This window comes from Nostoc sp. DedSLP03 (assembly GCF_034530815.1).
Lineage (GTDB): Bacteria > Cyanobacteriota > Cyanobacteriia > Cyanobacteriales > Nostocaceae > Nostoc.
The window spans coordinates 1-13279 of record NZ_JAVRCK010000038.1 but is presented as its reverse complement, the minus strand read 5'-3'; the positions used below and the strand labels follow the sequence as shown (position 1 = coordinate 13279).

General features: G+C 40.6%; 6 protein-coding genes and 1 pseudogene. 2 read left to right on the top strand and 5 right to left on the bottom strand.

Annotated elements, in window-relative coordinates:
• Nucleotides 1-339: 339 nt before the first annotated feature.
• Nucleotides 340-2025 (bottom strand): potassium-transporting ATPase subunit KdpA, encoded by a 1686-nt coding sequence (gene kdpA, locus RM368_RS19000; RefSeq protein ID WP_322695498.1) that lies wholly within the window; start codon nt 2023-2025, stop codon nt 340-342.
• Nucleotides 2026-2688: 663 nt separating this feature from the next.
• Here kdpA and RM368_RS18995 point away from each other — a divergent pair.
• Nucleotides 2689-3765, top strand: a complete 1077-nt coding sequence (locus tag RM368_RS18995) for a sensor histidine kinase (protein WP_416212245.1) — start codon at nt 2689-2691, stop codon at nt 3763-3765.
• Between the two features lie 118 nt (nt 3766-3883).
• Nucleotides 3884-4558, top strand: a complete 675-nt coding sequence (locus tag RM368_RS18990; protein WP_322686180.1) for a response regulator transcription factor — start codon at nt 3884-3886, stop codon at nt 4556-4558.
• 54 nt (nt 4559-4612) lie between these two features.
• Here RM368_RS18990 and RM368_RS18985 read toward each other — a convergent pair whose 3' ends face one another.
• The 4 genes and pseudogenes from RM368_RS18985 to RM368_RS18970 form a co-directional block, all read right to left on the bottom strand.
• Nucleotides 4613-6103, bottom strand: coding sequence for a response regulator (locus RM368_RS18985; RefSeq protein WP_322695496.1), 1491 nt, complete (start codon nt 6101-6103; stop codon nt 4613-4615).
• 267 nt (nt 6104-6370) lie between these two features.
• Entirely contained in the window at nt 6371-8206 is a 1836-nt protein-coding gene (locus RM368_RS18980; protein WP_322695495.1) for an EAL domain-containing protein, read from the bottom strand.
• Nucleotides 8203-11685: pseudogene (locus RM368_RS18975) on the bottom strand (ATP-binding protein); the annotation flags it as partial. The pseudogene RM368_RS18975 and the gene RM368_RS18980, both read right to left, overlap by 4 nt.
• A gap of 739 nt (nt 11686-12424) precedes the next feature.
• The gene (locus RM368_RS18970; protein ID WP_322695493.1) at nt 12425-13210 is read right to left on the bottom strand and encodes an MOSC domain-containing protein; all 786 of its coding nucleotides are present in this window, start codon (nt 13208-13210) and stop codon (nt 12425-12427) included.
• Nucleotides 13211-13279 lie beyond the last annotated feature (69 nt).

Sequence of the window (13279 nt, the reverse complement as noted above, 5' to 3'; positions counted from 1 at the left end):
ATAATTTATAAGATAACGGCAGGAGCCAGGAGGAAATAAGTATGAATGAAAACTTTAGTTCTGAGTAATTACCCAGTTAAAAATAAGATACTGGTACGAGACGCATAGTGCAAGATATAGCTGAGTGCTGTTAGCTCGGCGTTGAGCCAGTGCTGAGTATAAACCTAGTTGCTTCCAGGTTTTTAGCAATCAACACTGTTCTAACATCATATCTGACTACAGCCATATAACCTTTCTTGCTTAAATCTCACACTTTTAAGTCTGGGTTACTCCTTCCTCCTGCCTCCTGAATTACTTTCTGATATTTTCTTAATTTCAAACTTATAACTCATAACTTTTCTAACTGCCAGATGCTAGTTTCAAACCCTCAGCTATGGGGCCTAAAGCCAGAACGGGAAAGAAAGTTAATACTCCCAAAACCAGCGTTACTCCAGCCGCGATACTAGTAAATACCAAAGAATCAGTTCTTAGGGTAGTAGGAGTTTCTTCTACTGGTTGTTTGCGAGACATCCCGTCAGCTAGCAGCAAGATAGCAATCATCGGAATGTAGCGTCCTCCGATTAGGCTCACTATTGTACTCAAGTTCCACCACTGGGTGTTATCCCCCAAACCCTCTAAGCCCGAACCATTATTTGCTGCTGCTGAGGCATATTCATAAACTACTTGAGAAATACCGTGATAGCCAGCGTTGCTAATTCCAGATAGGGAGATGGGATAAGCCAAAGCGATCGCACTGGGAATCAAAACTAGAATTGGGTGAATCAACAGCACTACGCTAGCGAGAACGATTTCCCGCTTTTCAATTTTGCGTCCGAAAAACTCTGGAGTACGTCCTGCCATGAGTCCAGTCAGGAACACTGTGAGAATTAAGTAAATAAATAAGTAAGCTGTTCCAGTTCCTTGACCACCCCAGATAACCTGGATAAATAAGTTGAAGAGAGTCGAAAATATTCCTTGTGGCATCAAAGAATCGTGCATCCCGTTCACAGCACCAGACATAGTAGCAGTAGTCATCACTGCCCAAAATGCTGTTTGTGCCCAACCAAATCGAACTTCTTTCCCCTCTAAATTGGGCTGTTCTAATCCAAAGGCGGTATTAACCAGGGGATTACCTTGCAGTTCTCCCACGGCTGTAACTCCCACGAGAATCACAAAAATCACAAACACCATCCAAAAAAGTAGCCAAGCTTGTTTGATGTTATTGGCAAATATACCGTAGGTGTAAATCAAGGCTGCTGGTATGGAAATCATGGCGAGCATTTCTATTAAGTTAGAAGCGCCATTGGGATTTTCAAAGGGATGTGCTGAGTTGACGCCAAAAAAGCCGCCGCCGTTCTCGCCCAAAAGTTTGATCATTTCAAAGGATGCCACCGGGCCTCTGGCCAGATATTGCGTCCCGCCTTCTAAGGTTTGCACATCCATAGTCCCTTGTAAGGTTTGTGGTACACCTGTTATAAGTAAGGCGATCGCGCCAATAATTGAAATCGGTAGCAAGATTCGCGTAATTCCACGGACGAGATCGACGTAAAAGTTTCCCAATTTTCTACCCGTCAAGCCGCGAATAAAGGCAATTCCCACAGCTAAACCGGTGGCTGCGGAGGTGAACATCAAAAAGCCTAAAGCCGCTACTTGGCTAAAATAGCTTAAGGTTGTCTCACCTACATAGTGTTGTTGGTCAGTATTCGTTACAAATGAAATCGTTGTATGCAGCAATACATCCCATCTGGGCGAACCGAAGCCGTTTAGATTCCAGGGTAAGAGTCTCTGAAAATAGATCGAGAAATACACTGAAATACCCATAATCAAGTTAAAACAGAGTATGGCCCGGATATACTGCCAACCCGTCATGTCATCTTTTCTCCGAACACCCGCAAATACGAACATACTCCGCTCTATGGGGTTCATTAAAAAATCAAGCAGTGTTTTTTCTCCCAAAAAGACACGAGCTATGTATTTTCCGAATAATGGAGTGATTGCTATGACAATACACAGCGTTAAGCCAATTTGCAAAAAACCTTGTCCCATATATTTCGCGCTAAATTAAATTTAAGTAGTAGCAAGCCAATTCTTAGAAATAATAGATTAACTGTAGGAGTATTTGATTTCAAGGGATTTTCCTAAACAGTACTGAGTACAAAAAGCAATAATCGCACTCAGCATCAAATCAGTTCCGAGTATTAAGTGCCTCGGCTGAGAGTAGTAAGATTCATAAGTACTAATTCTTACTCATAACTTTTTACTCAATACTGGCTGAACGTACCACTACGGCTAACATAACTCCTGAATATTTTCAGATACTTATTAAGGTTTTCGTTAAGAATATTTAATTTTGACTCTTAATTTATCTATCTCACTACTTAGGACTATTTGTTTATACAATACATTTTGCAAGTTTGCTACTTTCAAAGAATATAAATATCATAAAGTATTTTTTTAATGGGATTAGGGTTTGGGAAGATAGTGGTAGAGACGCCGCTTCTTGTGGGCAACTACCCAGTTTCCATTTTTCAGTCTTCTTGATTGCATTTAGAGAATCGTAATTTTCGGGTTAATTCTTAAGTTGGCATTTGCAGATATAGATTGCAGATAACTCATAATTGGTGAATTAAATAGTTATACAGATTGGAGAATCACAATTTTTTAGTAAATCATAAATGATAAATGACGATGTTAAGTCGATTATGGACTATGAAAGAAGCTATAAATGAGCGGGGAAAGACCTATGGACTAATAGCGATCGCCTTTGCGATCGTGATAATACTAGAATATTTGACACCCCCTGAGTACGTATTTGGCTATCTCTACACAGGGACGATTTTATTAGCAGATTCTCGATTGAGTCGGAGAGCAGTTTTGGGGATCACTCTTGCAGCTACAGGATTAACACTGTTGAATTTGTTTGTCCCCGGAGGAGAAATGATTAATTCTCCCACGTTAGCAAATCGGTTAATTGCAGTATTGGCGTTGGTGGTAACAGGTTGGTTAAGCGATCGCAACCACCGCAATGAAGAAGCGATCGCTTCTACTCAAGCACAATTACGCTCCCAAGAACAACTAGCGATCATGCGTGAAGATTTTGTTTCTACCCTAACGCATGATTTGAAAACACCTTTATTAGGAGCAATTGAAACGCTGAAATATTTTCAAAATGAGCAATTCGGTGAAATCACGCCTATGCAAGCAAAAGTATTACAAACAATGGCTCGTAGTCATCAAAGTACACTGCAATTAGTCCAAACACTTTTAGATGTGTACCGCAATGATGCCGAAGGGCTGAAACTACAGATATCACCAGTTAACTTGGTGACAGTAGCGGAAGAAATAGTTGCTACCCTAACAGAACTAGCGAAAACACGTCAGGTTTATATTTCTCTGCACTATGGCGAATCAGATTTTCGCAGCTTTCTCTGGGTAAATGGCGATTCTTTGCAACTTGGGCGAGTCTTCAGCAATCTCCTGAGTAATGGCATTAACCATACCCCTCGTGGCGGTAAAGTGGAAGTAGTATTTGAAGGTTATTCTAGCGATCAAGTGGTAAAAATACTCGATACTGGTTCCGGCATTACCGAAAAAGAGTTACCTCACTTATTTGAGAGATTTTATCAAGGAAATAGCGATCGCCACGTCTCCGGTTCTGGGCTAGGACTTTATTTAACCAGGCAAATTATTACTGCTCATGGGGGTACAATTTGGGCAGAGAATCGCTCACCACGCGGCGCATTGTTTGCTTTCCGACTCCCAGCTTGTCCGCCACCGGGGAGATGAGAAATCAATTCAAAATTCAAAATTCAAAATTCATGCATTAAAGAACTTCTGCTCCCTGCCTCCTGCCCAATGACCAATGACCAATGACAAATGACAAATGACAAATGACAAATGACAAATGACAAAAATCTTACTAGTTGAAGATGATGAACTGTTTCGGCTTGGTTTGCGGATGCGGTTGCAACAAGAAACCAGTTTGGAGATTGTCGCAGAAGCGGAAGATGGGGAACAAGCTGTAGAATTAGCCAATCACTATCCTCTGGATTTGGTGTTGCTGGATATAGGTTTACCAGGGATTGGCGGGATTGAGGCTTGTCGCCAAATCAAGCAGAAGCACCCAAATTTACCAATTCTCGTTTTAACGTCTCGTTCTGAAAAACCCCTGATTTCGCGGTTAATTGCCGCCGGGGCGCAAGGTTACTGTCTTAAAGGTATTCCGGCTGAGTCTTTGATATTAGCAGTGCGATCGGTTGCTGCGGGTGCTTCTTGGTGGGATCAAACAGCAACAACTGAAATTAGAGCCGCTTTTGAGGGTAATTCGATAGCGGTGCAGTCTGCAAAAACTGAGGAATCTTTAGAAAATCCTTTAACGAAGCGGGAGCAAGAAATTTTGGCACTGGTAGCAGCTGGCAAAAGCAATCAAGAAATTGCTGAAATTCTCTACATTGCCCCTGGTACAGTGCGGGTTCATGTCCATGCTATTTTACAAAAACTAGAAGTACGCGATCGCACTCAAGCCGCAGTCTTAGCTATTCAAAAAGGATTGGTAGCACCAGAATTGTTGATTAATTAGATTTATTGGTCATTCATCATTTGTCACTTGTACTGAGTGAAGTCGAAGTATTTGTTATTTGTCATTTGTCATTGGTGAGGAATTATTATTTTCTCCTACTTCCTTGCTCCCGTGCTTCCCCTGCTCCCCCTGCTCCCCCTGCTCCCCCTGCTCCCCCTGCTCCTCTGCTCCCCATCTCCCTAATCCCTTTTCCGATTTTGAAAATTGCGATGAGATATTAGGCTGCTCTATGGGAATTTCGATCGCAAACTCTGCTCCTTTGCCCACAGATGAGTTACAGCTTATATTTCCTCGGTGTTTTTGGACGATAATCTGATAGCTAATAGATAATCCTAGTCCACTACCTTTGCCCACAGGTTTTGTGGTAAAAAATGGGTCAAATAAACGCGATCGCAACAACTCTTCAATACCAAGACCATTATCAGCGATCGCAATTTTGACTGCGTTCAAGTCTGTTACCTCTGTATGAATCCAAATTTGGGGAGGAGAAGATTGATTCCCTATTCCCTCTTCTGGAAATTGATTCCCTGCTCCCCACTTTCCGTTCTCTACTCCCTCCTCTATTGCATCAATAGCATTATTCAACAAATGCATAAATACTTGATTTAGTTCACTTGCATAACAAGTGACTAGGGGCAAGTTACCATAATCTTTCACTACAACAATTGCCGGACGATTGGCTGTTTCCCTGAGCCGATGTTGTAACATCACTAAAGTATTTTCGATGTCTTCATGGATATTGACTCGTTTCATCTCTGCTTCATCATGCCGAGAAAAATGTTGTAGCGCCAGTACAATTTCCTGAATGCGATCGGAGCCTCTATACATTGCACCTATCAGATTTTGCAGATCCTTAATGATAAAATTCAAGTCTATATCTTTGGCTATCTGCTGAACTTTTGGTGTGGGTTTGGGATATTCTTGCTGATAGACTTCAATCATCTTCACTAGGTCTTCCACATATTGACCAGCATATTGGAGATTTCCATAAATAAAACTGATCGGGTTATTGATCTCATGAGCTAGTCCAGCTACTAACTGTCCCAGCGCCACCATCTTTTCGTTCTGAATTTGTTGAACTTGAGAGGCTTTCAAGTTGTCAATAGCCTGTTGGAGTAAAAAGTTTTGTTCTTGCAGTTTAACTTGGAGCAAGCGTAAATTAATCTGATTTTCAATTCGCAACACCACTTCTGCACCATGAAAAGGTTTTGCAATATAATCTACACCACCAACATCAAATGCTTTTACCTTATCAACAACATCATCCAGAGCGCTAATAAAAATTACTGGGACTTCACTAGTTTTATCGTCAGCTTTTAGTTGTTGACAAACTTGGTAGCCATCCATACCTGGCATATTGATATCCAGCAAAATCACATCGGGCAAAACCATTTGACATGCAGTCAGTGCCATTTTACCGTTTAAGGCTTTGCGAACTTCAAAACCTTGTGCAGTCAACATCGCTGATAAAAGCCGCAGATTATCTGGGGTATCATCGACCACCAAAATATTTCTTTTCTGATGGTTAGTTTGATTAAAATGCATTATTGATCAAAGTTACGCGTATAATTATTGAGGATAGTAAATTCTTGTTTGAAATCACCCTAAAATTTGTTGACCGATTTCACCGAAATACTTATATTTATAGTTTAACTCTCACGTGGCTGGAGAGTTTTGCAGATTATCGAAGCTATTAGCCACTTATCACCTCTGGCAACACGATGAATTGTTGTCATGATTGTAATAAATAGCACTCACAGATTATCTAGCCAAGGATCGAAATAAAATTTTTTTCCAGGTGCTACTTGATAGCTACCATTGAGGTGCTGAAGCGAGCAACTCAACAGCCAGTCGTTGTTCTACGGGTTTAGAAAATAAATATCCTTGAGCAAAATTACAGTTTAAACTTCTCAATTGGGCTAACTGTTCTTGTGTTTCGACACCTTCAGCGATCGCACTCATCCCCATTGAGTTCGCAATGCCAATCATTGCTGGTACTAACCCCATATTTTCTTTGTTATCCTGCATCCGCTTAACGAAAGATTTATCAATTTTCAGTGCATTTAAAGGAAAGCTGTGCAGATAACTTAAAGAGGAATATCCTGTACCAAAGTCATCCATAATTAACTTAATTTTTCGCTGCTTTAGTTGTTCCAGAATGATTTTGATTGCATCAGTATTTTCCATAATTACACTTTCGGTAATTTCTAATTCTAAATATGCCGGATTTATTTGATTTTCATAAATTATTCGGTCAATTTGTTCTAGAAAATTCGGCTGCAAAAATAATCTTGCACTCAAATTGACACTCATAGTTAGAGGTTCTGGTGTGACTGGATTATGTTGCCAGATGCTTAATTGATGACAAGCTGACTGTAATACCCAAGTATTGATCGCATTAATTAAACCCGTTTCTTCGGCCACAGGAATAAATTCTATAGGAGAAACCAAACCACGGATCGGATGTTGCCAGCGTACCAAGGCTTCAAATCCAGAAATTCTACCTGTAACCAGGGAAATAATTGGCTGATAGTAAACGAGGAATTCTCGCCTTTCCACAGCCCTCCGCAGGTCATTTTCTAACTCTAAAAGCTGAATAGCTTCCTGATGCATTGCTGGATTAAAAACGTGATACTTGGCCCTTCCTTGAGCCTTAGCCCGATACATTGCCGTATCAGCATCTCGCAGCAAATACTCTGGGCGATCGTAATCTTTATTGCCCCAACTAATGCCAATGCTGGCATTCATAAATACTTCATATCTTGACAGTTGAAAAGCAAGTGATAACTGCTGCAAAATCCTTTCTGCAACTTGGATTGCTATATTGACATCTGTGATATTTTCTAGGAGAATTCCAAATTCGTCCCCGCCCAATCGTGCTAAAGTATCAACAGGGATGATACATGCTTGTAAGCGGTGAGCAATGGCTATCAGCAATTCATCTCCTACCGGATGACCAAGAGAATCATTAACAACTTTGAAGCGATCGCAGTCCAAAAAAAGTACTGCAAACTGATAATTAGATTCTTGTTTCGCCCGATTTAGAGCATTTTCTAGTCGCCGAATAAACAAAACTCGGTTTGATAATCCAGTCAGGGAATCATGCAGTGCTATATCTAGCAGTTGACTTTGCAATTTCTGGCGGGAATCGATTTCTTGTTGAAGTTTTTGGAGAGTTTTTTCTAGCTCTCCAGTCCGCTGTTTTACCCGATCTTCTAGTTCAACATTTAATTTCAATATTTCTAATCGCGCCGATCTCAATGCCAGTTGATTTTGCACGCGCACTAAAACTTCTTGAAACTCAAAAGGTTTGGTGATATAGTCTACACCACCCACTTTAAAGGCTTTAACTTTGTCAAAAACATCATCTAAAGCGCTAATAAAAATTACTGGAATATCGGCTGTTAAATCCCAAGCTTTAAAGGTCTGGCAAATTTCATACCCATCTACTTCTGGCATCATGATATCGAGTAGAATCAAATCAGGTAATAATGTTTGAGTTGCTGTCAGTGCCATTTGCCAGTTCAAAGCTTTACGAACGTTATACCCTTCCCTTGTCAATATGGAGGATAAAACCCGGAGGTTATCCGCCATATCATCAACGATCAAAATATCTTTTTTATTAGGGTCTAAATGCTCGTAATTCATTCTAAGTTTGTTGTAGTCAATTCCATGATTTTCTCAAACTGATAGTTATTTGCTAAATCCCTGAGAACTTGGAAAACTTGAGCATTATCTGATGGAATTTGTTTGAGTAGCTCTAAAATCAGTTCATCGCTACAGCTGGCTGCGGCATAGTGAATCTGTTGGAGCCACTCAGGTGACATTTGTGATAATTGACCCAGGAGTTCGGCAACACTTACAAAAATCTGTGTACCTCGATCGGCAACTACTGTGTTTGTGGTTTCTACTTGATTGGTATATTTTAAACCTAGATGTTTGCTCAGTTTTTCCAATAATACTTCCTGTTTGAATGGCTTGCGAATAAAATCATCACAGCCAATGGACAAAATTTTCTGGCGTTCTTCCTCAAAGGCGCTAGCAGTTAGGGCAATAATGATTGTATTGGTATTGGAGCGATCTGGCATTGTTCTAGAGAGGTCGTCAGGAGGAGCCAAGGCTGTTGGCATCCGCTTACGCCAAGTGGACGCACCAGAAGCATCATTTTCGATCGCACCAGTTGTTTCGGGTGTAGAAGACTCTTTGCATACGACTTTCAGAACCTCACCCTCGCCGGAATCGGTTAACTCCTCTGCAAGGTACTGGCTCCCCGATGATACCAGTTGTTTCAATTTTGGAAACCTCCGCGACGTATTGGCTGTTCCATGCCCGATTTCTCTAGCTTTAATAATTCTTGTGGCTTCGTAACCGTCCATAACTGGCATTCGCATATCCATAAAAATCAGGTGTGGTTGCCAAGATTCCCAATTAGCGATCGCTTCACTACCATCTGTAGCTTCATTAACTTCAAAGCCAAGAGATGTGAGAATTTTAACTAGCAATATACGACTTTCTTTGGAATCGTCAACTACTAGGATGCGGTATACTTTTTCACTAGGTGCTAAAGCTCTAATTTGTGATTTAATTTGGTTGATCGGAATTTCTCTAGGGCAAGTTAGAGCAATCTGAACATCAAAGGCAAATGTACTACCGACACCAGGCATCGTACTGACAGTAATATCTCCTCCCATCAGTTGCACGTATTTACGGCTAATCGCTAAACCCAGCCCCGTCCCTTGTTGGAATTTTCTGCCGATTTCAGTTTGTTCAAAAGCCTCAAACAGCAAGTCAAGTTCTTGTGGGGCAATACCACAGCCAGTATCTTGTACCTCGAAGATCAGGGATTGGGGATTAGGAATTGGGGATTGGGCTGAAGAAGCAGACGGGTAGGAAGCATGAGGTAAGGGTGAAAACGAAAAATTCAATTTTTCCTCGTTCTCTCTAGTCCCCAGTCCCCAGTCCCCAGCCCCCAGCCCCCAGTCCCCAGCCCCCAGTCTCACTCGTAGCGTCACACTCCCTTTCTCGGTAAATTTAATCGCATTTCCCAAGAGATTGAGCAATACTTGACACAGTTTATTTTCGTCAGTTTCTATGTATTTAGGAATATCTGGCGCATATTCAAACAGTAATTCTAAATTTTTAGATGCAGCACGCAAGTGCAACATCTCTTCTAAGTTCTTCAACAAATGAATTAAGTCAAAGCTGCTGGAATTGAAAGTGATTTTGCCAGCTTCGATTTTAGACATTTCGAGAATGTCGTTAATCAATTTGAGTAGATGTTCGCCAGCACGATTAATTATTGCCAAGTTTTCTTGATGTTCGCTAGATAGCGAATAATCTCGACTCATGACTTGGGTAAAACCAAGAATGGCATTGAGTGGGGTACGCAATTCGTGGCTCATGTTAGCCAGGAATTCGCTTTTGGCGAGGTTGGCGGCAGCACTTCGCGCTGCTTCCCGAACGGCTGCTTGTTGTTCCTGTGCAGCGATTTTTTGCGATTGAATCAGTTCTTCTTGGGTGGTTTGCAGTTGCTGAATAACTTGCTGAAACTCTTGGGTTCGTTTTTTTACTTGAGCCTCTAAGGTGCGATTATATTCCGCTAATAACTTTTCTGTTTGTTTGCGTTGGGTGATATCAAAAAAGGTGGCGATCGCAAAAGCCACATTCCCTGATTCATCATAAATTGGCTTTCCTAAAACCTCAATGTGAGTAATCTTCCCACAATAGCGAATTTCCATATCATCAACCCTGATGCTTTCCCCAAGCAATGCTCTCAAAATCGGCAAGCGATCGCTGGGATAAAGTCGATCTGTCCCGACAAGGTAAGCTTGATATATCTCTGATAATTCTTCGACTTTAACTTCTGCGATCGCTCCTTGGCCAAGAATTTGCTGCCCAATCTGATTTGTATAATAAGGTTTACCCTCAGCATTGATGATAAATACACCGACCGGTATGGCTTCTAAAAATTGAGTTAGCTGACTCTGATTATGAGATAGCGCCTCATTTAAAACTTGCATCTGGGCATTCTTTGCTTCTAAAGCGCTAAAGGATGCTTGGAGTTGCTTTGCCATAGTTTCAAATGATTTAGCTAGTTCTCCCAGTTCATCGGAACGCTGAATGTTTGGCGTTTCCTCCCATTCACCTTCAGCAATTTTCTTTGCCGATCTGTTTAATTGTGAAATCGGTTTAATTATCCAACGAGCAGTCAAAACCCCAATTCTTGTAGCCACTAAAAAAGCAACTATGCACAGCAAAATAGTGATGCGGGTGTTGGCATTAATTTGCTCCATAAATTCGCCTTCGGGAATCACCGCCACGATTAGCCAATCTAAACCCAGTTCGTCCCTCCAGCTTTTTACCTGTACAAAATAACGCATTCCATCAGCGGTAAAACTTAGCTGTTGCTTCCCCACAACCAACTTCAGACTACCAAAGCGTTCGATCAAAGACTGTGTTGTGAGTTTAATTAAAGAATTTTGACTATTTAATGCTGATAGACGTTTTCCTTTACCATTAACGATCCGATATGGTGGCTCGCTAGTAGAAGAAGCCACTATATACCCAGAACGCTCTAAAATAAAAGTTTTACCCGACTCTTTGATTTTTAACTTAGTTAAAAACTTGCTAATTTGTGATAAGAGCAAATCAACACTAATCACCCCAACAAATTTGCGATTTTTATCGTAAACAGGATAGCTGGAAGATATGGATAAAACTTCTGGTTTATCTTCCCATTGATAAATTTGACTCCAAACTCGTTTGCCTATCTTGACTGGATCTGTATACCAAGGTTCTAAGCGAGGATCGTAATTTTTGACTTGCTGTAAATGGCGGCGATTTCCTTGCTTGTCTGTAGGATAAACATAGAGTTTGCCTGTACCACGCTTGGCGCTAACTTCATTAATTAAGAGCTGGCCATTATCTAGACGCTCAACACCAATAAACTCACCTTTGGGATTGGCAAAGCTGTTGTAGCCAACATTGAAAACCTGCATTTGTTTCCAAAAGTAATTGCCGGTGGTTTGAAAGTCCGAAAGGTTGAGCAAACCTAGCTCAATCGCATCTAAGTTGATTTGATTGATTTGCTTTGGAGTTGTTAAATAGCGATCGAGATGCTGTTCAATGCGGTCGCAGATTTCATTTTCTAATTGATTAGCAAGCTCACTTACCGCTTTTTGCCCGTTTTGATACGAAAGATAGCCCACAAGTCCCACCGCACCACAAATTTGCAAGATAAAGGGCACAATCAGAACATATCTCAGGGGCATCTTGGCATAAACTTTGCCAACTAAGCGATTAAATGATTTGACGGGCTGAAGTTTAGATAACATTGTAGTTTTATTCTTCCCCAGCATCTACTAGGTGCATTTGCCGTACTAGCTACATTCTATATAAGTACAATTACGGCAGACATCGCTCTTTATGAAAATTTTATATTTTTAGTATAAAATAGTACGAAATACTTATAATTGTTTGACTGGCTAACTTCCTCCAACGCCTAATTTTCAAACTTTGCGCAGGAGTAGTCCACTATAGAAATTGTCTATATGGATACGCCATCGCACTTGAATTTGCTCAATTTTATCTGGCAATATTTCCACAAATTTTCTCAGATGAATTGAAATTTAACCAATAAGCTCCAGTATGCCATTCTAAAATTCAGGTCGCCATTAGCACCAATCCTAAATTTAATTTTTAATTGCTGATGTGTTGATTTTCTGGTCTGGAAATCCCTGGACTTGTACAAGAACTTATATTTAATTACAGCAATTTTAGAATTGTTATGCAAATACACAGCACATAAACAAAAAATATATAAAAAATTTACTTTGTATTTTTTATTTTGACAAAATGTTAAGTTTGTTATATAATAACTTCAACTTTATCGCCAATTTGTGAAATTTTTCCGGCTGATGATGGGGGTATTTGAGTATTGATACTCAATCGATAAAAGTGATTAAAAGGCGATGAAGCAACCCAATTTGGCAAAGTTGCTTGTCGCTGGGTTGTAAAGATTTTTTGAAAGTTTGGGTAAGCTTCCCCCAAGTAAGAATTGCGTGTTGGGACTATACAACGCTGACATGGGTTAACCCCAAAAAAGTCTACATCTCCCACTCGAAAAGAGACTAAATCACCTTGTTCGCTAAATAGCCGATCTTCCCAAAATGCTGGTACACCACCAATCTCGATGTTGGCACGCATCCGACGGCGCATTTCATCTACACTTAAACCAGGAAACCAAGAAGCTACTTCTGCCAATGTGGCCGTACTAATTACCGTTGGACCAGGTGAGTGTGTATCGTCAGGAAAACCCATCAAAGAGTTTTGTCTCAATGTGACAGCAAACTCAAAATAATCACTCAAAGTTGCTTCTAATGCTTGCCGTTCCTCATCCAGATGAAAAATTTGTTGTAAGCTGCGATCGGGGATTTGCAAGGAGATAGTTCTATTTAAGAGTGCAAATTGTGCCCTTATTAAATGGATTTTAGCATGACGCTTGCCATTGACAAATCTACCTTGTTCGTCAAAAATGGCAAACTCGCGGTCATACTGTAGTGCGCCACTGGCAAGAACTCTAGCGTTCTCAACTTCAACACCATCCAGTGATTTAACTGGATACAGTAAAATCTTAGCTAGGTAAGGCGTCATGTCGCTTTGCTCCGAATTCAAAATTCAAAATTCAAAATTCAAAATTCAAAATTCAAAATTCAAAATTCA

Excerpts from the sequence above, each read along its gene's own strand:
- RM368_RS18985 (WP_322695496.1), bottom strand. The coding sequence starts at position 6,103 with ATGCATTTTAATCAAACTAACCATCAGAAAAGAAATATTTTGGTGGTC.
- RM368_RS18990 (WP_322686180.1), top strand. The coding sequence starts at position 3,884 with ATGACAAAAATCTTACTAGTTGAAGATGATGAACTGTTTCGGCTTGGT.
- RM368_RS18980 (WP_322695495.1), bottom strand. The coding sequence starts at position 8,206 with ATGAATTACGAGCATTTAGACCCTAATAAAAAAGATATTTTGATCGTT.
- RM368_RS18970 (WP_322695493.1), bottom strand. The coding sequence starts at position 13,210 with ATGACGCCTTACCTAGCTAAGATTTTACTGTATCCAGTTAAATCACTG.
- RM368_RS18995 (WP_416212245.1), top strand. The coding sequence starts at position 2,689 with ATGAAAGAAGCTATAAATGAGCGGGGAAAGACCTATGGACTAATAGCG.
- kdpA (WP_322695498.1), bottom strand. The coding sequence starts at position 2,025 with ATGGGACAAGGTTTTTTGCAAATTGGCTTAACGCTGTGTATTGTCATA.